Source organism: Roseobacter sp. YIN89 (assembly GCF_057219365.1).
Window position 1 is genome coordinate 57,339 of record NZ_JBXVVD010000005.1, and the last position, 19,640, is coordinate 76,978.

The following is a 19,640-nucleotide window of genomic DNA, read 5'->3' on the forward strand; positions in this document are numbered from 1 at the left end:
TATGCACGTTCCGTTGACCCCGCAGACCTGCGATGCGGCGCGCATTGGCAGGTCTGCAGGGCTTTGTTGCCGCTCGCGGCAGGTGAAGGGCACGAAGGTGTGCTGGTGGCCGTGTTCTTGTGATTACTCGCTTCGAACAATGGCGCTGTAATCGCCGCGAAGTTGAAGGGTTACTGTAACCGCCTCGTCGTCACGGTTGCGCCAGAACCAGCCGTGGTCTCCGGCAAAGGGCGTCTCGAAGCTGCCTTCGCCTTCGGTTTTGCCGCGGCCCTTCTCGTAGGTGACGTTTTCGCCCCCTGCGTGGGCATGCAGGTCGAAGTTGATACGGCCCCCTTCAGAATTCCATGCGTAAAAGAGCGTAGCACCTTCCGCCATTGTGGCCTTGATCTCGGTAAACTCGCCGGGCGCGAGGGTGAAGGTGATCGTGTCCCGCCATGCTTCCTGAGCATGGGCCGTGGAGACAAAAAGCCCAAGGAGGTCATTCATCAATGAGGATTGTTCGTCGCTGTGCAGAAGTGCGTCAGCTTCGGCTTCTGCCTTCAGCTGTTGTTTGATTTCACCCATTTCGGTCAGGCCAAGGATGGTGCCGATCCCTGTGGGGTCTTTACCCAGTTCTGCGGGCATGTAGACCATCACACCGATGGCAACGGCCCCGATGCCAGCAATAATGGATGAGCGGCGCAACTGGGCCTTGGTTGGCAGGTCTTCGGGCTTTGGTTTTGGTGCATTGTACATGTTCTTGTTCCTTTACGTGCTGGCCAAGTACCCGGTAACCTGAACATAGGTCAGCATGATACCGAGGGCGACCATGATCCAGTTGGCATAGGTGGCTTGGTGCACGAAATTCGGGCGGCGACGCCAGTATCCCATGATGATAAGGATGACGAAGAGCGCCAGAAGCTGGCCAACTTCGACGCCCACATTGAACGCGAGAAGATTGGCCAAGAGGCCGTCTTCTGCAATTTCGTATTCGAGGATTTTGGTGGCAAGCCCGGTGCCGTGGAACAGGCCGAATATCAGGGTTGCCCACTTGGTGTTGGGCTGAAAGCCCAGCCACCTCTGGAAGGCGCCGAGATTGTCCAGCGCCTTGTAGACCACCGACAGGCCGATGATCGCGTCGATGATATAGGCGTTGATGCCCCAGCCGAACCATACGCCCAGAAGCATCGTTACCGAGTGGCCGAGCGCGAAGAGGCTCACGTAAATTGCCACGTCTTTCATGTGGTAGAGAAAAAACACGACACCCAGCAGGAACAGGATGTGGTCGTATCCTGTGATCATGTGCTTTGCGCCGAGGTAGATGAAGGGGATGATATGCACCCCCCAGATTTCCTGGATGTACCCTGCGTCACCCGGTGTTACGTCATGGGCGAAGGCAGTGCCGGGGACCAGCACACCAATCGACAGAACAAAAAGCGCGAGACGTATTGGAACGCCTATTTCGCCCTTGAAAAGGGATTTCATCGTAAATCTCCGCTTGTTTTTGGTTTGATCAGAAATGCGCGTGCATTGCGCAAAGAAGATCAAACGCGCGGAGGTCTATCGATGCGAAATTGTCGGGAGGGACCGTGTGTCGATAGTGTGATGCGCCAGCTATCCTCTGCTAGCGGATCGTCCAATGCCTTATATCCGCTCAGCAGAAAGGCGAGGCTGTGATCGTGATCCGCCACATCATGGCTATGGCCGTGCATGGCCCAGTAAAGGTCCTCCTCCAAGCCATGTGAATGTCCGTGATCCGCGACCATTTCCAGATGATCCTGAATGGTCTCAAAGACTTTCGGCGCATGGGTGAAAGAGGGTGTAACACACCAGATCAAAAGCGCCGCGCACAAAAGGCACGCAAAAAAGCGCTGAGCTGTGCCTTTTATCCGTTCCATCATGCTGACCGCTCGATCATGTCATTTTCGTTTGGGCACAAACTAGCAATCGTGGCTGTTTACAACAAGCCACCTTGTGACGACCGGGATTGCATGGCGTTACCTTCAACAGCTAATGCTGCGTTTGTCAGTGGAGAAACGAACCACTGCTTTAAATGGGGTGTTTGAGCGTCCATTCGGGAAGCGGGGACCTTTATGTTTCCCAATCAGGTACGGCGTCGCCGCACAGCAAAGCCAAACAATCCGATCCCGCCTAGCAAAAGCGGAAGCGTTGCGGGGACCGGAACCTTCGGTGTTTCCTCGCCAAAGGCGCACCGATCAACACTAAAATCGTTCCAATCCTGAATGTTTGACGCAACCCACTGGCCGCAAGCCCGATAATTGTTGGCTTGGATCGTACCCTCTGGCGAGTGGTTCCAGAACGACATCTTATTCGATTCCGACTGGCTGAAATCGATCGTCCGCTTTTCATTACCGCCAACAAACCAGAGTGTGCTGAACAGGTCCATGTGCGGACCCGTCAGTAGTTTTGAGTTGGTCACAAGGAAGTTGGCGCCTTCGTTCAACAGGAATATAAAATCTTGGTCCTGCATTCCGTCGAGAATGAAGTTGGTGTTGTTGAATTTCAGATCCGATCCGTTGGTGTCAATGTACACGATGTTAAGGCTGGTAAATACGTTGCCGGTGCCGTTGACGCCCTGCAAATCGTTACCCAGCAGGTCGGATAGGACAAGATCATAGCCGAGATCGTCGGCGTTGTAGTTTGCGTATTCGCCGCCGCTGATGTCCCACTCGTGTGTCCAACTCAAAGGATCGGACCGAAGCTGTTTCAGATAGTCGAAATTTGCATCAACTTCGGTTTGCAGCGCGGATAAATCAGTATTTTCGTTGACACCGTTGCCGACGGCGATCCCTCCTTGCGAAATTCCGATGCCAGTATCGAGCGCAGACTGGTCGGTGCCGCCGTCCCCGGTCTCAAATTCCTGCCCGTAAGCGTCAGTCCCGTCAGGCGTGTCTGGGTTGAACAGGCTCGAGTCGTTCGTGCCCGAAGCATCAAAGCATTCATGGACACAATCGATCCCGCCGCCATCTGGCGCATATACGTCGACGTCGTTGAAATTCACGTCGACGTTGTCGTCCAGTACGGCAATGTTGCCACCGAAGGTCGAAATGGAAGGATCGTCGGTTTGCGGCAGTTCCTGCGCGGGGACGAGCGGATCGGCTTTATCCGTCGCCGATGGTGAAACGTTTGAATCGGAGTCGGACTGTTCCCTGTGGACGCGTCCCCAAGAGGACTGTTCGACCGTTCCCTCGCCACTGCTGCCGCTGCCGGATCCGAAATCACGTTGCCCGGCCTCCGCGTCATCCAAAATGATGGCGACATAATTGGAAGACAGGGTGCCGTCGAATCCGCCGATTGTCGAGGCGTTCGCCGCGGCGCAAGTGAGCATGAGAAGCACTGTGCCGGATAATACCTTACGCACAACAATACCTTTCCATTTCTGTGCTCGCTCGCGCGGGTTTCTAAATGTCGCTGCTCACAAACACTTAATCAAATTCCGTTTTCAAAAAGGCAGGAGCCTCCCGATACAATCATCAGAGGCCTTGGCGCATTCAAATACATGATGCTGTGAATTGTTCCTGACCCCCATGCGGCTCCGGAAAACAGGCAGCCACATTCAACATAATACCGAAAAATAAGCGTTTTTACCAGAAAATTTTATGACCGGTATCCTCAGAGGAAACACTGCCCCGACTTCAGGGAAGTTGGAACGCGGGGCGTTTCGGATCAGCGTGCAGGAAAATGTCTGCATGCTGATCCAAAGGTTGTGGATTTAATCTGCTCAGGCCACCGCGTGCGAAATCGCGCACTGCTTCCACAGCTCTTTGAGCGCCAGAACGAGGTGTTCAATGTCGTCGATCGAGTGCAGAGGGCCGGGGGTGAAGCGCAGCCGCTCTGTTCCCTTGGGCACTGTGGGGTAATTGATGGGCTGCACGTAGATGCCGTACTGCTGCATGAGGTAATCCGCGATCATGCGGCATTTGACCGGATCCTTGATCATCACCGGGATGATGTGGCTGGGATTGTCCAGATGCGGGATGCCTTCCTGATCAAGCCGTTTACGCAGGTAGGCGACGCGTTGGCGTTGCAGTTTGCGCTCGGTATCACTTTCTTTGAGGTGACGGATCGACGTGCGTGCGGCCGTGGCCACCGCGGGGGGCAGGGCGGTCGTAAAGATGAAGCCTGAGGCAAAGGAGCGGATGAAGTCGCACAGCGCCGCAGAGCCCGTGATATAGCCGCCTACAACACCGTAGGCCTTGCCGAGGGTGCCTTCGATCAGGGTGATACGGTCGGCGAGGCCTTCACGCTCGGAAATGCCGCCGCCGCGCGGGCCGTAAAGACCTACTGCGTGGACTTCGTCTAGGTAGGTCATCGCGCCATGCTTTTCGGCCACTTCGACGATCTCCTGCATCGGGCAGATATCGCCGTCCATGGAGTAGACGCTTTCAAAGGCGACAATCTTGGGCGCATTGGCTGGCAAGGCCGAGAGCTTGCGGTCAAGGTCTTCGGGGTCGTTGTGTTTCCACAGCACCTTTGCCGCGCGCGAGTGCCGGATGCCCTCGATCATCGAGGCGTGGTTGAGCTCGTCTGACAGGATGACCGCGTCTGGGATACGCGCACCGAGGGTCGAGAGGGCAGCCCAGTTCGAGACATAGCCGGACGTAAAGAGCAGCGCGTCTTCCTTGGCGTGCAGGTCGGCCAGTTCGGCTTCCAGCAACTTGTGGGCGTGGTTGGTGCCCGAGATGTTGCGCGTGCCGCCTGCACCGGCGCCGCAGGCATCGATGGCGTCTTTCATGGACTCGATAACTTTCGCGTTCTGGCCCATGCCGAGGTAGTCGTTCGAGCACCAGACGGTTACCTGATCGGGGGCCTCGGCATCGTGGCATCGGGCGCGGGGAAAGGCGCCCACCTTGCGTTCGAGTTCGGCGAAGATGCGGTAGTTGCCGTCTTCTTTCAAATTGTTCAGCTGTGACTGGAACAGTGCATCAAAGTCCATGATGTCCCCCTTGGTGGTTTAACGGAGTTGTTTTGTGTTCGGGTTGCGTGGGTGCTGGAAGCATCCAGCGCCAGAGTTTTTCGTCCGGGATCGGCAGCACCATGACCCAGTGCTCCAACAGGGCCAGTGCGGTAATGGCTGTAAGCAGCGCAAATCCGACGACCTGTCCTTGAGTTTGTGCCGCATAGATCCGCTCCAGCCAGCAGGCGGTGGCAAAGCTGAGGGCCGAGACCGATACCGGAAACAGCCAGTTCAGCGGGCGGATGCGGAAATAGGTGGCAAGGTGGGTCAGGGCGCGTGGCAGGAAATCGACATTTATTCGTGGCACGCCCCAGAAAAGGTTCAGCTTGGCGGACAGGCGCGCGAAGAACAGCACGACGAACGTCCAGACGCCAAAGATGTTGGGCGCGTCGTGGCCGACGAGCACCATGATAATCAGCGCGGCCACAAGGAGCATCTCGTGATAGGCGAGGGTGCCCCAGGCGCGGATAAACCGCCCCCATTCGGGGGTATCGGCGGGCAGGGGGTAGGTGTTGGGGCCGGTGATAACCCCGGTGAGAAAGGCAAGCTCGATCCAGCCCCAGATGCACAGCGCTGACAGGAAGGCAAGCAGGGCCCCGGTGGCGCTGGTATCGGACAGGGTGAGCCAGAAGCCAACGGCCCCCAGTGCCAGCAGCGGCAGGGCCCACAGGGTGATGCGCAGGCCAGCAGCGGGGCTTTTGCGGTCTGCGGTTTTGACCAGCCACAGGATCGCGCCGGTGGAGAACCACCAGACGAACAAAGCAATCAGACCTGCAGACCATGCGCTCATCACCTCCGTACTCCGGCGGTGCCCGGGCCAGCTGGACGATCGTAGGCGATCGTCCGGCACGGGCGCGCAGGGCCTCGATGGCCTGAGCGGCCGCGCGGGTCAGACCCGGATGGCTTATGTGCCACGTGCCAGATCAATACACCGGTTCCAGACGGACGTTTTCCGGCACTTTATTGGACTTGGCCGGAATCGTGATCAGCGCGAGAAACGCGGCGGCGGCCCGCGCCTGTGCGCCCAGTTTGGCAAACACGCGGCCCTGTGCGGTGGCCTGCGCCAGATCGGCATTCGCCTTTTGCAGCTTTTCCAGTTGTGGCTGCCAGCGCGGATGCTCGATGTCGAGCGTGATCGGGAAGATCTGCTCGCTGAGCTTGCTGGTTTTTGTAAAGACCTCGTGGGCATACCAGTCCGGATCGACGCCCAGAGCCTCGTGAAACGCGGGGCGCTGGTGGTCGCGCACGTACATGGTGGCATAGACCGCTGTGAGAAAGAACTTGATCCAGTAGACGTTGATGCCGGATGTCAGCTTTGGATCGGTCTTCATCAGCAACGCGAACGCCTCGCCGTGGCTGAACTCGTCATTGCACCACTCGCAGAACCACTTGAAGATCGGGTGGAACCGGTGCTCCGGGTGTGCCTCCAGATGGCGGAAGATCGTGATGTAGCGCGCGTAGCCGATTTTTTCCGACAAGTAGGTCGCGTAGTAGATGAATTTGGGCCGGAAGTACGTGTATTTCTTTTTCTGGGTGAGGAAGCCGAGGTTCACACGCAGGCCGGCCTCGCGCAGCGCGTCATTGATGAAGCCTGCGTGCCGCGCCTCGTCCCGTGCCATAAGCTGGAACAGCTGCGTTATGTCCTTGTTGTTGCCGCGCCGCTTCATCTCTTTGTAGAGTACGCAGCCAGAGAATTCGGCGGTGCAGGAGCTGATCAGGAAATCGATGAATTCCTTTTTCAGTTTCGGGTCCATACCCTCCCAGTCCACGTGATCCCAGTCTTCGTTCTTCTTGAAGTGGCCCTTGTTGGGGTCGGCTTCCATCTGGGCGATCAGCTTGTCCCAATCCTCGCGCACGCCCGAGACGTCGATGGCGTCAAGCTCGTCGAAATCCGTGGTATAAAAGCGCGGCGTGAGCAGGGTATTGGCCATCGCGGTTTCTGTTGCGAAATCGTCATCGTACTTCGCCTGTTCTTCCTGAATGGCAAGGCCTTCCTCGACCGTGGTCGCGTCGGCTGTGTGCTTGCCTTCATACTTGTCGGGGGTGTTTTGCACGTTCATAGCGTCACCTCGTCAGAAAAGGAAAACTCGCACAATTCCATCACTTCCAGATCGCCCGTGAGCCGGGTCCAGAGGCGTTCCAGCTTGCTGGCGCGGATGATCGTGGCTTCGCGGTCTTCGGTAACGATCTCGCCGAAAGGGGCCATGATTTCAGGGCCGTGTACTTTCACTTCGTCTCCGGGGTGGATGACCGCACCGTTGTTAAACCGCACATGCGCGTGCAGGCTTTCGAATTTATGGCTGATCTCGACGGTGCACGGGGCCCGTTCGATGTCCTTTGTCAGTAGTCCCATGAGGTGGCTTCCTTTCAGGGTTTGGGTTGGTCCAGCAACCTGGCGAAGGTGCGGGTGTTGGTGGCGCCAAAGCCCATAAGCTCGGCAGACCATCCGGTGGCGGGGTCGAAAAGCGACAGGCGGTTGCCCTGACGCAGTTGCAGTAAAACCGGGGCATTGGGGTCGGCGTTTGCCTGCGCACGCGTCCGCGCGATCACACGCTCGACACCGGCAACAAAGCCGCCCTTGTCAGCTGGAAAATCGGCAATCACGGTTCCTGTGGCGTCCAGCACCCGGGCGGCGCCAGAGGCGTCGCCGGACAAAAAGATCGCGCGCTCCGCGATGACGGGTGTGTCGGGCGGTGTCGCTTCTGGCGGGCGTCCGGTCAGCGTGGCAATTGTCACGATCAGCAGGATCAGGGCCACAAGCCCGAACATCGCGCGCACGAGAATGCGCGGGACCAGTTCTTCGGGTTTGGCGTGGATACGGGGCTGGGTTTGTGTAGCCATGATACTACTCCGCTGCGACGGGGTTGGACGCGGGCATACGCCGCGCGACAGTCGGCATGGAGAGGCGTGCCTCGGCCGCTTCGGAGAGCAGGCCTGCGACTTTTTCTGCATCCGGGATACAGCGCAGCGCAGGTTGCGGGCGTTTGATGTGCCACGGGCGTACGTGCGGCCAGCAGATCAGATAGCCCAGCCGGGTGTCTCCCATCGTCTCGAGGGCGATCGTACCGGTGCCGCCGCGCCGCATATCCAGCATGGCATTGGCGACCTGCTTGTAGGGCAGGTTGAGCGTCAGGGTGAGTGCCGCGCCAATCCGCATGGCCACGCGGGCGTCGGTCACCGTGTACATGGTGGCGCGCGCCTGCACGTAGGCGGTCAGCATCAGCAAACCGCAGGTCACCAGCCCCAGGATCACGAAGGGCACAGACGCACCGACTGCGCGGCCCAGCGGCATCAGGTCGACAACAGAGACAAAGCGCCAGAGGGCCAGTAGCACGAAATATCCCGCGACCCATTTCAGGCACAGCGCCTCCACGGCCAGACGCCACCAGTCGGGACGCCCCTGCCAGAGAATGCGTTCGCCCTTGGGCGGCTCCTCGGGGAGCCCTTCGACGGGTTCTATTTCAAAATCGTCATGCCCGTGGGCGACGGTTGCATCATGGTGAGACATGGCGAGTATCTCCTTGTTGTTCCCTGTCAGTCGTGATCCGTGCGCGGTTCTGGTCCGCCGAGGCGGCCAAAGCGGCCCCGGCAGCATCCGGGCCTGTGGCCCGGACAGATGGCTTATCCCCGCGCACAAGCATCGCGGTTCAGAGCTTTGGTTCCTGGCGGTTGCCAGCGTAAAGCTTGCCGCCGCCGTAGTAGCCCGCGATCTTGTCTTCTTCGAGCAGAGTAACCTGCCGCGGGCTTGCGATTGTCGGGATGGTTGCAAAATGCTTGCCGTAAAGCGCATGCACGTTCACCCGGTCCGATTTGATGTTGGCAAATGTCATCGGCATCAGGCGCGTGCCCGACCCCCATTTGCTGTCCAGTTCCAGTTCAAGAAACCGCACAAGCTGTTCGGGCTCGTCGATCCACATATCGACGATCTTGCCGACAACCTCGCCGTCAGCGGCTACTACGGGCAGGTTGCGCGGATCGCGTCCTGCGGCCACGTGGAACCCTTCGGCACCCGACATCGGCACGATCTTGGGGTGGCCGTGGCCGTCCAGCTCGGGCACATCGCGACGTGGCGCCCAAGAGGCGGGGCCGACACCGTCAAGCATCGGATCGCCTGTCGGCTCCAGCGGGTACCCGTTGCCCGGACCCACGCGTTTCAGCGCGATATCTGCGCGTTCCGGTGTCTGACCGGAGGGCACGGTGACTTCGCCGCGTCCGTGGGGCAGTTTGAATGTCTTGTCCTCGGGCAGGGGCCACATTGATGGGTTTGACGACGGGTTGCCCTTGTCATCTTCCAGCGGGTAGCCCTCGCGCATGTTTTCGCGCTGGATCCAGATGATCAGCGCGGCGAAAAAGATATAAAACAACCACAGCGACAAGCTCGCCAGGTCGAATTCGCCAAAGAATGTTCCAGTCATGTATTTTCCTCCTGAAACGGGGTCATGTTGGGAAATCGGCCAGCCCCAGCGGCTGGGTTCCGGTTTCCGGCGGGGTTAAGAAACCGCTTTGGCGCACGAGCGGTCCCAGAATGACGAGAGTGACAAACAACAGGCCAATCTCGGTGTGATAGACAAAAGAATATCCGGTCGCGGGAGAGGCGAGCGCCTCGCCCAGCTGTCCGGTGGTCGCGGCATGGCCGATCCAGTCTCGCAGGCCGCCGCCAATGGCGATGGAAATACCTGCGGCAGTTGCCTGGGCTGCACCCCAAGCACCGAGCGCAAGGCCCCTGCCGGCGGTGCCGGTGGCCGGCATGGTCATGGCTGCGGTCAGTGTGGCCACGGCAAACAGCCCGCCGCCAAAGCCGATCAGTGTCGCACCGGCGTAAAACAGTACGGGTGAATTCATCGGCGCGGAAAAGATCACCACGGAAAAGGCCCAGATGCCCGCGACCAGCCCTGCGCCGGCCAGACGGTAGGGATTTGATCCGGAGGCCAGTCGTTTGCCTGCCAGCGCAAACCCTGTCAGAGCGCCAGCCGCCCACAGTGCCGTCAGCAGCGTGGTGGCGGATACCGACAGGCCGAGGATCTCGCCGCCGTAAGGCTCGAGCAAGACATCCTGCATGTTGAACGCCATGGTGCCCACAAACACACATGCCAACAGCCGCCCGGCCTGCCCGCCGTTCATGAAATCCGTCCAGGCGTCGGCGAACCTCGGACGTGGTTGGGCACGTTCCTCGCGGCTCATAGGGCGTACATGTTCTTGTTTCCAAAGGGCAAATAGCGTCAGGGCGACACCCACAACGGCTGCGCCCTGTACAACGCGGATCAATTTCAACGCGGTAAAATCGGTCAGTAACACGCCCATGATGACGGCTGAAACGCCCATGCCCACCAAGAACATGACGTACAAAAGCGCCACAACGCGTGGTCGGGTTTCGTCCGTGGCGCGGTCAGAGGCAAGGGCAAGCCCGGCAGTCTGCGTCATGTGCAGACCAAGCCCGGTCATCAGGAAGGCCAAGGCGGCCAGAACCTCGCCCGCGAACGGAATATCATGCACGACATCGCCACCCAGAACCAACAGGGCAAAGGGCATGATGGCCAGCCCGCCGAACTGCCACAAAGAGCCGAACCACAGGTAGGGGATACGTTTCCACCCGATGGCCGAGCGGTGGGTGTCTGACCGAAACCCCAATAGTGCCCGAAACGGCGCGATCAGCACGGGCAGGGCGATCATGACCGCAACGATCATGGCCGGGACGGATAGCTCTACGATCATCACGCGGTTCAGCGTGCCCAAAAGCAGCACCGATGCCATCCCGACAGAGACCTGAAACAGCGAAAGGCGCAGAAGCTGCCCCATAGGCAACTGGTCGCTTGCCGCATCGGCAAAGGGCATGGCCTTGAGAGAAAGTTGACGAAGCCCCTCGGCGCCCATTACCGCACCTCCAGAGCTTGGCTGATGTAAAAGCCGCTGCTGACCCGGTCTATCGGACGCACAAGACTGCTGACCCCTTGCTGACGCGCGGCGCGGGCCAGCTTTTCGAAATCGTGCGGGATCATGACTGGGCTGCGGTCGCTGCGCGGAAAGAGCTTTCCCGTGTACCACATGGCCATCAGCATCCGCGTCCGTGGCGCCACGGTAAACACGATTGTCCGCGCGGTCCGCTTTTCCAGACCGGCCAACGCGCGCCCGATGTCATCGGCGTCGTAGTAGATCAGGCTGTCCATGGCGACCACATGGTCGAAATTCCCAAGGGACGGGCGCAGCATGTCTCCGGCGGCAAATCTGACCTGCGCGCGGTACTCTTCGGGCAGGCGCAACTCGGCAATATCGACCAAAGAAGGCGAGATATCGGTCGCCACCACCTGAGCGCCACGGCGCGCAAGCTCGACCGTCATCTGGCCCGCACCGCAGCCTGCGTCGAGCACCCGCGCGCCGCTCAGATCAGCCGGAAGGCGACTTAGCATCAGCGCACGCATCTTGTCGCGGCCCTCTCGCACAGTCTGCCGGATACGGCTTACCGGGGCCTCCGATGTCAGCCGTTCCCACGTCCGCGTGGCGGTTTTGTCAAAATAGGTCTCGACCCGTGCGCGCGTGACATCATAGCTGGCACGGCTGGGAGCCGCGGCAGGAGGTGTCACGCCGTCAAAGGTCACGTCATCGCGCATCAATCAAAACCCAATAGTTCGAATATTTCGCGATCGGGCAGCGGGGCAGGGGCCAGCGGCTCGGTGCCGTTCCACAGGGTCTCGGCCAGCCGGATGTACTCCTTGCGGACCTGCACGATTTCCTCATCGTCCGGCATCTCGAACAGTGTCTTCTTTTTCAGTCGCGACCGCCGGATCGCATCCAGATCGGGCATATGGGCGATCCGGTTGAAACCGACTGTCTTGCAATAGCGGTCGACCTCGTCCGTTTCACGCGACCGGTTGGCCACGCACCCGGCCAGCCGCACTTTGTAGTTGTTTGATTTGGCCTGAACTGCCGCAATGATGCGGTTCATGGCGTAGATACTGTCGAAATCATTCGCGGTCACGATCAGCGCCCGGTCTGCGTGCTGCAGCGGTGCCGCGAAACCGCCGCACACCACATCTCCCAAAACGTCAAAGATCACGACGTCTGTATCATCCAGCAAGTGGTGCTGTTTGAGCAGTTTCACAGTCTGTCCGACCACGTATCCGCCGCAGCCGGTGCCTGCCGGCGGTCCACCTGCTTCGACACATTTCACACCGTTAAAGCCGTCGAAAACAAAATCCTCAGCGCGCAATTCTTCGGGGTGAAAGTCGACCTCCTTGAGAATGTCGATCACGGTCGGCACAAGGGTTCCCGTGAGGGTGAAGGTGCTGTCATGCTTGGGGTCGCACCCGATCTGCAAGACCCGCTTGCCCAGCATCGAAAAGGCCGCCGACAGATTTGACGAGGTGGTGGACTTGCCAATACCGCCCTTGCCGTACACCGAAAAGACCTTGGCCCCCTCGATCTTGGCGTTGTCATCCTGATGCACTTGCACCGAACCTTCGCCGTCGAGGCCGCGCAATTGCGGCGGGTTTCTGTCCAATGGACTCATGTTGCGTTCCTTTCCAGAGGGCGCGCTCCCCCGTTACTTTGACCTTTAGGTATCCCGAGATACGGGGCAGGGCCCCGGCCGGGTTGGGTTGTGCGCATCCACATCGTCATTGCGCTGCAATCCCTTCGAGCTTGTCTTCCAGTGCGTCCGCCGCATCCTGCAAAGCGGCCAGCGTGTCGGCATCGGGCGACCAGTAGTTTCTGTCGTGCGCCTCCAAAAGCCGGTTGGCCATCCGGCTTGATGCCGTCGGGTTCAGTTCAGCGAGCCGGGACCGCATGTCAGGGTCCAGCATGAAGGTCTCTGAAATGCGCTGGTACACCCAAGGCTCCACCTGCCCTGTTGTGGCCGACCAGCCCAAGGTGTTCGTCACCTGAGCCTCAATCTGCCGGACGCCCTCGGCGCCGTGTTTGAGCAGGCCTTCGAAAAACTTCGGATTGAGACTGCGCGCGCGTGTTTCGAGCGCAACCTGATCGCGCAGGGAGCGCACCCGTGCAGCCCCCCGTGTCTGATCGCCGATGTACACCGCAGCCTCCGAGCCTTTGGCCCGTTTGACCGCCCGCGCAATACCGCCAAGCGTGTCAAAGTAGTGATCGACGGTGGTGACACCCAGCTCGACCGATTCAAGGTTCTGATAGGCGACGTCCACTTCTGCCAGTGTCGCTTGAAGCAGATCGGCATTGGCCGCTGCCTTGCCATCGGTCCCATAGGCAAAACTCTTGCGCGCCTGATAGGCGTCTGCCAGATCGTCCTCGTCGCCAAAGGCGGAACTGTCCACCAGTTGCCCGACGTTCGAGCCATAGGCGCCCTCGGCATTTGAGAAAACGCGCAGCGCGGCTTCTGCCATGCTGCACCCCGTTTTCTTTGCATAGGCCAGCGCGTGGGCGCGGATAAAGTTCATTTCCAGCGGCTCGTCAGCCAAAGCGCATTTCTGCGCCGCTTCTGCCAGCATGCGGGTCTGCAGGGGCAACAGATCGCGGAAAATGCCCGACAGTGTCATGATGACATCGATGCGTGGACGCCCCAGTGCCTCCAGCGGTACCAGATCGGCCCCCGCGAGCCGCCCGAAACTGTCGAAACGGGGCACACACCCCATCAGCGCCAGCGCCTGCGCAATCGGCCCGCCATCAGATTTGATGTTGTCGCTGCCCCAAAGCACCAGCGCCACGGTCCGCGGCAGGGTGGCATGGGTTTCCAGCAAAAGCTGCGCCTGCTTTGCCCCGTCCTGGCAGGCAAAGGCGGTGGGCATGCGGAACGGATCGAAGGCGTGAATATTGCGCCCCGTGGGCAGAATATCGGCCGATCGTATCAGATCGCCACCGGGTACGGGTGCGATGAACCGTGCCGACAGTGCGCGGGTGATCGCCTCAAGCTCGGTTTCCTGCTGCAAAAGGTCGGCGACCCGCGCCCGCGTCTCGTCATCGGCATGGGTCATAAGGTCAAGATACGCGTCACGTGCCTCTTCGCTCATCGGAGCGCCGACGACATGCAAGCCCTCGGGGATCAACGCGTCTTCGGTTTCCAGCAGCTTGAGCCAGAGCGCATCAGGCGCCTCACCGCCAAGGTCTACGGTCTCTGCCTGATCCGCAATCAGCGTTTCAAGAGCCGCACGCTCGCCATCGTCCGGGGCCATCCCGCGCCAGCGGGTCAGACTGTCCTTTAGCTCCATGAGACCTTTGTAAAGCCCGGAGGTCGCCAGCGGCGGGGTGAGGTGGGTGATCGTAACGGCACTCGAGCGGCGCTTTGCAAGCGTTGCTTCAGACGGGTTGTTTGCGGCGTAAAGGTAGACGTTGGGCATCTCGCCGATCAGCCGGTCGGGCCAGTCCGTAGCCCCCAGCCCTGCCTGCTTGCCCGGCATGAACTCCAATGCGCCATGCATGCCGAAATGCAGGATTGCATCGGCCTTGAGGGTATTTTTCAGCCACAGGTAAAAAGTCGCAAACGCGTGCGTCGGGGCAAAGCCTTTCTCAAAAAGCAGCCGCATCGGATCGCCCTCGTAGCCGAAGGCGGGCTGCACGCCCACAAAGACCTGCCCGAAATGAGCGCCGAGCACGAAAACACCGCGCCCGTCTGACTGCACCCGGCCCGGTGCAGGGCCCCAGACCGCCTCGATGGCGGCAAGAGGCGGGGTGCCCTTCACAATCGCATCCGCGCTGACATGAGCGGCGACATTGGCCTCCTGCCCGTATTGCGCGGCATTCCCGTTAAGCACAGCGCTGCGTAGATCGTCCACCGTCTCCGGAACGTCGACCTCGTAGCCTTCCGCCTTTAGTTTGTTTAACGTATTGAAAAGGCTCTCAAAAACGCTGAGATATGCGGCGGTGCCGACGGCACCGGCGTTGGGTGGAAAGCCAAAGAGTACAATGGCGAGCTGCTTGTCCGCATTGGCTTTGCGGCGCAATGCGGCAAGGCGGATCGTTTTTTCCACAAGGCTGTCTACACGCTCGTGACAAGGTGCCATCGCCTTGGCGGTGCCGGTGGCTTCGCACTTGTGGCGACATCCCTCGCATCCGGCGTCGCCATGGCGGCCGGCAAAGACCGTGGGGTTGGTGGCCCCATCCAGTTCGGGCAGGGCGATCAGCATTGTGGTTTCGATCGGGCCAAGTCCCTGCGCAGAACTCGACCACTGCGCAAGTGTTTGAAACTCCAAAGGATGTGCTGCGATGTAGGGAACGTCGAGGTCGCCCAACACTTTGATTGCGGCATCATTGTCGTTATAGGCCGGTCCCCCCACAAGGCTGAACCCGGTCAGCGAGACCAAAGCGTCAATCCGGCTGCCGTGCGTGTCGCGAAAGTAGGCGTCGATTGCCGGGCGCCCGTCGAGACCACCGGCAAAAGCGGCGCGCACCGCGATGCCGCGCGCCTCAAAAGCACGGATGACAGCGTCGTAATGTGCAGTGTCAGACGACAGGACATAAGACCGCATCATCAAAAGACCGACTGTCAACGTCGATGCGGCGGGTGTGGGCAAATCCGCGGCTTGCGTGGTGATCCGGCCCGGCAGATCCGGATGGTACAGCCCCGCATCGGGATATTCCACGGGTGCTGCTGCCTCAGGCGCCTGTGCCCAGCCGGTCCCTGTGGCGTAGCGGTTCAGCAGAAACCTCAGCATCGCCTCGACATTGTCGTCAGAGCCGCCCAGCCAGTACTGCATCGTCAAAAACCAGGCCCGCAGGTCCTGACTCTTGCCGGGAATGAACCGCAAGATCTTGGGCAACCGGCGCAACAGTGCCATCTTGTCCGCGCCGTTGGAACTCGACGGCTTCGTCGAGCCGCGCAGTTTCTTCATCAGCTTCATGGCCCCGGATTGCGGTGCCTTCATGTCAAGCACGCCCATGCGCGTCAGGCGCACGACCGAGGCATCGGCAATCATACCGATCATGGCATCGCAGTGATCGCGGCGCGCTTCAAGCGCGGGCAGGATCCGGCTGATGTGTTCTTCGAGAAACAGCAGGTTGGCGATAACGATGTCGCCGCTGTCGACCGCTTCACGCGCGGCCTCAAAGGCACCTGGGGTCTCTCCCCACTCGGCTGCGGCATGGATCGACAGGCTCAGACCGGGATAATCCGTGGCAAGCCGTTCCATCGCACGCTGCGCAGGCCCCGCGGCATGGCGGTCCAGCGTCAGGATCACGACGCGGTAGCCGGGCAAACGCCCCGTTATGGCGCCATCATCTCGCATAATGCGCCTTCGCCTCGTAGAGCGTGTCGATACTGATTTCCGCCACACCGCGTTCGGTGGCAAAACTTTCGGTATTCCGCCGCGCCTTGCCACGCACAAAGAAAGGGATCTTCTTTAACTCCGCTTCCGCGTCCGCCTGCCAGATGACATCCAGAGATGCGTGCTCTTTCACTTTGCCGGAAAACTCCGGGGGGGGCGCCGCAGGCGCGGGGGGCTGGCCCCCCTGAGCGGCGGCAAGAGGCGCGTGACCGCCGTGATGCGACGGGCCCGCCGCATCGTGAAACTCGAAATCTTCCCGGAACATGTGAAGCAGATGCTCTTCCAGCCCCATAACCAGCGGATGCACCCAGGTGTCAAAGATCACGTTCGCGCCTTCGATGCCCATTTGCGGGCTGTACCGCGCGGGAAAGTCCTGAACATGCACGGGTGCAGAGATTACGGCGCAAGGAATGTGCAGCCGCTTGCCAATATGACGCTCCATCTGTGTGCCGAGGATCATCTCCGGCTGCACCGCCTCTATGGCCCGCTCTACTTCGAGGTAGTCATCGGTGATCAGTGCTTCGAGACCGAATTCGCGGGCCAGCGCACGCACCCCGCGCGCCATCTCGCGGTTGTAGCAGCCCATGCCCACCACGTCGAAACCCATCTCGTCACGCGCGATGCGCGCCGCGGCCATCACATGCGTGCCGTCGCCAAAGATAAACACGCGCTTGTCGGTCAGGTACGTGCTGTCGACCGACCGCGAATACCACGGCAAACGCAGACGGCTGTCATCAAGATAGGCGGGCAATCCGGTGATTTCGGCGATCTCCTCGACAAAATCACGCGTGGCGCCAACGCCGATAGGCACAGTCTTTGTGAAGGGCTGGTCCAGTTCGCGGGCCATCCAGCGTGCAGCACTTTCGCCTGTTTCCGGATACATCAACACATTAAAATGCGCGGCCCCAAGGCGGGCGATGTCATCGGGTCCGGAGGTCATCGGCGCAACCGCGTTTACACTTACGCCCATGTCAGACAAAAGCGCCGTAATCTCGGTAATATCGTCGCGGTGCCGAAATCCCAGGGCGGTTGGTCCGATCAGATTACAACTGATCTGTGCAGTCCGCGCCGTCGGCTTGGCGAGGGTGCGGACAATCTGGAAAAACGTCTCGTCCGCGCCAAAGTTCTCTTTGCGCTGGTAGCTGGGCAACTCCAGCGGGATGACAGGCACGGGCAAGCCCATCGTTTCGGCCATCCCGCCCGGATCATCCTGAATGAGTTCCGCCGTGCACGACGCCCCGACAATCAGCGCTTTTGGCGCAAAACGCTCAAAGGCATCCGTCAGTGTGGATTTGAACACATCAGCGGTGTCCGACCCGAGGTCGCGTGCCTGAAAAGTTGTATAGGTCACAGGCGGGCGGTGGTCGCGCCGCTCGATCATCGTGAACAGCAAATCGGCATAGGTGTCGCCCTGAGGCGCATGCAGCACGTAGTGGGTGTCTTTCATCCCGGTGACGACACGCATCGCGCCAACGTGGGGCGGGCCTTCGTATGTCCAGACCGTCAGCTTCATTCTGCCGCGCCCAATTTGAGCAAATCCGCGCGGCGCACGGGGCGCGAAAACAACCCGGCGAGATCACCGGCTTGCTCGTAGAAATGCACTGGCGTGAACACAAGCTCGATGGCCCACTTGGTTGCGAGCCCTTCGGATTCTAACGGATTGGCGAGCCCCAGACCGCAGACTGTGAGGTCTGGCCGTGCCGCGCGGCATCTGTCGAGTTGCAGGTCCACATCCTGTCCTTCGGACAATGTGGGGCCTGTGCTGAGCAGATCGAGATCCGGCCCGACGATCCCCTTGTGAATAAAGGGAGCACCCACCTCAATGGCCTGCATGCCGCATTCGCGGGTCAGAAAGCGCGCCAGCGGTATCTCCAACTGGCTGTCGGGGAAGAAAAAGATCGATTTGTCCCGTAAGACGCCGCTCGCTTTGGCAACGGCTTTGCGCGCCCTGGCGCGAGGCGCCGCCGTGACACGCTCGAAAACCTCTTCACTGACACCGAATTCTTGCGCGATGGTGCGCAGCCATGCCGTTGTGCCTTCCTCGCCAAACGGGAAGGGGGCGGGCAAGTGGCGTGCTCCGCGGCGTTCGAGCGCGGCGTGGGTGTCGCCCAGAAACGGTTGTGTCAGTGCAAAAACAGTACCGGGCCCGATGCCCAGCTCACTGTCGGCGCGCGGGGCCGGCAAGACCTTGACCGGCGATACGCCCATCTGTGCCAGCAGGGAAAGTGCCTGCTCCTCGACGACATCGGGCAGAGCACCGACCAGCAGCAACTGGCGTTCATCCGTTTCCGGCAAAACCGGCACCATCGACGCAAGGCAGGCGTCTTCGCCTTGTGTAAAGGTCGTTTCGATGCCGGAACCGGAAAAATTCAGCACCCGAACAGAAGGGGCGTAACGTTCACTTAGCCGTTCGGCAGCACGTGCTAGGTCCAGCTTGATGACTTCAGAGGGGCAGGAGCCGACCAGAAACAGTTGCTTGATATCCTGACGTCGGGCGAGAAGCTGGTCGACAACCTTATCCAGCTCTTCCTGCGCATCGGCGAGGCCGGCAAGATCGGTCTCTTCGAGAATGGCGGTGCCAAATCGCGGTTCGGCAAAGATCATGACTCCGGCGGCGGATTGCAGCAAGTGCGCACAGGTCCGCGACCCGACAACAAGAAAAAACGCGTCCTGTATCTTGCGGTGCAACCAGATGATGCCTGTCAGTCCGCAAAAAACCTCTCGTTGGCCACGCTGTTTTAGAATCGGCTCATCGCGACATCCGCCGCCTGCAGGGAGCCGTGGAAGATCATTCATGCGGTCACCTCGACGGGCTTTGCGACCTGCAGTCGGGCAGCGCGCAGTTTGAGTACGAATTGAACGGCGTTGACCACGTATGCGGCGTATGCGGCGAGGGCGAGCAGCATCAGCGAAACCGGGGTCAGCGACGACGTGAAAAGCGCCCAGAGATAGGCGGTATGCAGCGCAATAACGGCGAAGGAAAATACGTCTTCCCAAAAGAACGCAGGTGCGAAAAGGTATTGACCGAAAACGATTTTTTCCCAGATCGCTCCGGTGACCATGATGACATACAACACCATGGTTTTTATTACGATCGACCACGTGGCGATCAGGTATCCCTCGGCGGTCCAAAGGTACCTTAAAACCAGAACAAGTGAGATGAGAAATACGATGAATTGCAGTGGTGCAAGAATGCCCTGAACAGTGGTCCAAGGCGTGGCGTCACGGCGTGCACGTTCCTGTGCGGTATAGAGGCCTTGGGGGGCCTGATGTCGCGCATCTGGTGCGTGCATGATGGAGTGAACCTTTCTCGCCCTGTCCTCTGAAAATAGCGTTCAGCGCGGAAAAGTGTCAACTGAAACTTACACTGCAGTCGCACTAGAGTTGACAGCTGCGGAAGCTACAATCGCACGGAAATGGGACTATTTCTTTGAAAAACAGTTAATTTAGTGGTTTTGCTA

18 protein-coding genes are annotated in these 19,640 nt (G+C 59.8%); all 18 read right to left on the bottom strand.

Annotated elements, in window-relative coordinates; translation table 11 throughout:
- Nucleotides 1-123: 123 nt before the first annotated feature.
- Complete coding sequence (locus AC2D8V_RS19350; protein WP_484735244.1) at nucleotides 124-735, bottom strand: transmembrane anchor protein; 612 nt, start codon at nucleotides 733-735, stop codon at nucleotides 124-126.
- Between the two features lie 12 nt (nucleotides 736-747).
- Nucleotides 748-1,464: a HupE/UreJ family protein gene (locus tag AC2D8V_RS19355; protein ID WP_484735245.1), complete on the bottom strand. Its 717-nt coding sequence runs from the start codon at nucleotides 1,462-1,464 to the stop codon at nucleotides 748-750.
- A 59-nt stretch (nucleotides 1,465-1,523) separates the two neighbouring features.
- Complete coding sequence (locus AC2D8V_RS19360; RefSeq protein WP_484735246.1) at nucleotides 1,524-1,880, bottom strand: hypothetical protein; 357 nt, start codon at nucleotides 1,878-1,880, stop codon at nucleotides 1,524-1,526.
- 203 nt (nucleotides 1,881-2,083) lie between these two features.
- A complete protein-coding gene (locus tag AC2D8V_RS19365) occupies nucleotides 2,084-3,361 on the bottom strand; it encodes a PEP-CTERM sorting domain-containing protein (RefSeq protein ID WP_484735247.1) in 1,278 nt (425 codons plus the stop codon).
- 360 nt (nucleotides 3,362-3,721) lie between these two features.
- Nucleotides 3,722-4,936, bottom strand: coding sequence for a 5-aminolevulinate synthase (gene hemA / locus AC2D8V_RS19370; RefSeq protein ID WP_484735248.1), 1,215 nt, complete (start codon nucleotides 4,934-4,936; stop codon nucleotides 3,722-3,724).
- Nucleotides 4,926-5,747 carry a putative photosynthetic complex assembly protein PuhE gene (gene puhE / locus AC2D8V_RS19375; protein ID WP_484735249.1) on the bottom strand — a complete coding sequence of 274 codons (822 nt, stop codon included), beginning with the start codon at nucleotides 5,745-5,747 and terminating at the stop codon, nucleotides 4,926-4,928. Before puhE ends, hemA begins: the two co-directional genes overlap by 11 nt.
- A 133-nt stretch (nucleotides 5,748-5,880) precedes the next feature.
- Nucleotides 5,881-7,017, bottom strand: a complete 1,137-nt coding sequence (acsF, locus tag AC2D8V_RS19380) for a magnesium-protoporphyrin IX monomethyl ester (oxidative) cyclase (RefSeq protein ID WP_484735250.1) — start codon at nucleotides 7,015-7,017, stop codon at nucleotides 5,881-5,883.
- Nucleotides 7,014-7,310 (bottom strand): hypothetical protein, encoded by a 297-nt coding sequence (locus tag AC2D8V_RS19385; protein ID WP_484735251.1) that lies wholly within the window; start codon nucleotides 7,308-7,310, stop codon nucleotides 7,014-7,016. The genes acsF and AC2D8V_RS19385 overlap by 4 nt, the downstream gene beginning before the upstream one ends.
- Before the next feature lie 14 nt (nucleotides 7,311-7,324).
- Nucleotides 7,325-7,798 carry a photosynthetic complex assembly protein PuhC gene (gene puhC / locus AC2D8V_RS19390; protein ID WP_484735252.1) on the bottom strand — a complete coding sequence of 158 codons (474 nt, stop codon included), beginning with the start codon at nucleotides 7,796-7,798 and terminating at the stop codon, nucleotides 7,325-7,327.
- Between the two features lie 4 nt (nucleotides 7,799-7,802).
- A complete protein-coding gene (puhB, locus tag AC2D8V_RS19395) occupies nucleotides 7,803-8,465 on the bottom strand; it encodes a photosynthetic complex putative assembly protein PuhB (RefSeq protein WP_484735253.1) in 663 nt (220 codons plus the stop codon).
- A gap of 139 nt (nucleotides 8,466-8,604) precedes the next feature.
- Complete coding sequence (gene puhA / locus AC2D8V_RS19400) at nucleotides 8,605-9,372, bottom strand: photosynthetic reaction center subunit H (protein ID WP_484735254.1); 768 nt, start codon at nucleotides 9,370-9,372, stop codon at nucleotides 8,605-8,607.
- Nucleotides 9,373-9,394: 22 nt separating this feature from the next.
- The gene (locus AC2D8V_RS19405) at nucleotides 9,395-10,828 is read right to left on the bottom strand and encodes a PucC family protein (RefSeq protein ID WP_484735255.1); all 1,434 of its coding nucleotides are present in this window, start codon (nucleotides 10,826-10,828) and stop codon (nucleotides 9,395-9,397) included.
- The gene (gene bchM, locus AC2D8V_RS19410; protein WP_484735256.1) at nucleotides 10,828-11,562 is read right to left on the bottom strand and encodes a magnesium protoporphyrin IX methyltransferase; all 735 of its coding nucleotides are present in this window, start codon (nucleotides 11,560-11,562) and stop codon (nucleotides 10,828-10,830) included. The genes AC2D8V_RS19405 and bchM overlap by 1 nt, the downstream gene beginning before the upstream one ends.
- Nucleotides 11,562-12,461, bottom strand: coding sequence for a ferredoxin:protochlorophyllide reductase (ATP-dependent) iron-sulfur ATP-binding protein (gene bchL, locus AC2D8V_RS19415; RefSeq protein WP_484735257.1), 900 nt, complete (start codon nucleotides 12,459-12,461; stop codon nucleotides 11,562-11,564). Before bchL ends, bchM begins: the two co-directional genes overlap by 1 nt.
- Nucleotides 12,462-12,567: 106 nt before the next feature.
- Complete coding sequence (locus AC2D8V_RS19420; protein ID WP_484735258.1) at nucleotides 12,568-16,140, bottom strand: magnesium chelatase subunit H; 3,573 nt, start codon at nucleotides 16,138-16,140, stop codon at nucleotides 12,568-12,570.
- On the bottom strand, nucleotides 16,130-17,692 hold the full coding sequence (gene bchB, locus AC2D8V_RS19425) for a ferredoxin:protochlorophyllide reductase (ATP-dependent) subunit B (RefSeq protein WP_484735259.1): 1,563 nt from the start codon (nucleotides 17,690-17,692) through the stop codon (nucleotides 16,130-16,132). The genes AC2D8V_RS19420 and bchB overlap by 11 nt, the downstream gene beginning before the upstream one ends.
- Nucleotides 17,689-18,975 carry a ferredoxin:protochlorophyllide reductase (ATP-dependent) subunit N gene (locus AC2D8V_RS19430; RefSeq protein WP_484735260.1) on the bottom strand — a complete coding sequence of 429 codons (1,287 nt, stop codon included), beginning with the start codon at nucleotides 18,973-18,975 and terminating at the stop codon, nucleotides 17,689-17,691. Before AC2D8V_RS19430 ends, bchB begins: the two co-directional genes overlap by 4 nt.
- Nucleotides 18,972-19,472, bottom strand: a complete 501-nt coding sequence (gene bchF / locus AC2D8V_RS19435) for a 2-vinyl bacteriochlorophyllide hydratase (protein ID WP_484735261.1) — start codon at nucleotides 19,470-19,472, stop codon at nucleotides 18,972-18,974. Before bchF ends, AC2D8V_RS19430 begins: the two co-directional genes overlap by 4 nt.
- Between the last annotated feature and the right edge of the window lie 168 nt (nucleotides 19,473-19,640).

Excerpts from the sequence above, each read along its gene's own strand:
- AC2D8V_RS19350 (WP_484735244.1), bottom strand. The coding sequence starts at position 735 with ATGTACAATGCACCAAAACCAAAGCCCGAAGACCTGCCAACCAAGGCC.
- AC2D8V_RS19355 (WP_484735245.1), bottom strand. The coding sequence starts at position 1,464 with ATGAAATCCCTTTTCAAGGGCGAAATAGGCGTTCCAATACGTCTCGCG.
- AC2D8V_RS19360 (WP_484735246.1), bottom strand. The coding sequence starts at position 1,880 with ATGATGGAACGGATAAAAGGCACAGCTCAGCGCTTTTTTGCGTGCCTT.
- hemA (WP_484735248.1), bottom strand. The coding sequence starts at position 4,936 with ATGGACTTTGATGCACTGTTCCAGTCACAGCTGAACAATTTGAAAGAA.
- puhE (WP_484735249.1), bottom strand. The coding sequence starts at position 5,747 with ATGAGCGCATGGTCTGCAGGTCTGATTGCTTTGTTCGTCTGGTGGTTC.
- acsF (WP_484735250.1), bottom strand. The coding sequence starts at position 7,017 with ATGAACGTGCAAAACACCCCCGACAAGTATGAAGGCAAGCACACAGCC.
- AC2D8V_RS19385 (WP_484735251.1), bottom strand. The coding sequence starts at position 7,310 with ATGGGACTACTGACAAAGGACATCGAACGGGCCCCGTGCACCGTCGAG.
- puhC (WP_484735252.1), bottom strand. The coding sequence starts at position 7,798 with ATGGCTACACAAACCCAGCCCCGTATCCACGCCAAACCCGAAGAACTG.
- puhB (WP_484735253.1), bottom strand. The coding sequence starts at position 8,465 with ATGTCTCACCATGATGCAACCGTCGCCCACGGGCATGACGATTTTGAA.
- puhA (WP_484735254.1), bottom strand. The coding sequence starts at position 9,372 with ATGACTGGAACATTCTTTGGCGAATTCGACCTGGCGAGCTTGTCGCTG.
- AC2D8V_RS19405 (WP_484735255.1), bottom strand. The coding sequence starts at position 10,828 with ATGGGCGCCGAGGGGCTTCGTCAACTTTCTCTCAAGGCCATGCCCTTT.
- bchM (WP_484735256.1), bottom strand. The coding sequence starts at position 11,562 with ATGCGCGATGACGTGACCTTTGACGGCGTGACACCTCCTGCCGCGGCT.
- bchL (WP_484735257.1), bottom strand. The coding sequence starts at position 12,461 with ATGAGTCCATTGGACAGAAACCCGCCGCAATTGCGCGGCCTCGACGGC.
- AC2D8V_RS19420 (WP_484735258.1), bottom strand. The coding sequence starts at position 16,140 with ATGCGAGATGATGGCGCCATAACGGGGCGTTTGCCCGGCTACCGCGTC.
- bchB (WP_484735259.1), bottom strand. The coding sequence starts at position 17,692 with ATGAAGCTGACGGTCTGGACATACGAAGGCCCGCCCCACGTTGGCGCG.
- AC2D8V_RS19430 (WP_484735260.1), bottom strand. The coding sequence starts at position 18,975 with ATGAATGATCTTCCACGGCTCCCTGCAGGCGGCGGATGTCGCGATGAG.
- bchF (WP_484735261.1), bottom strand. The coding sequence starts at position 19,472 with ATGCACGCACCAGATGCGCGACATCAGGCCCCCCAAGGCCTCTATACC.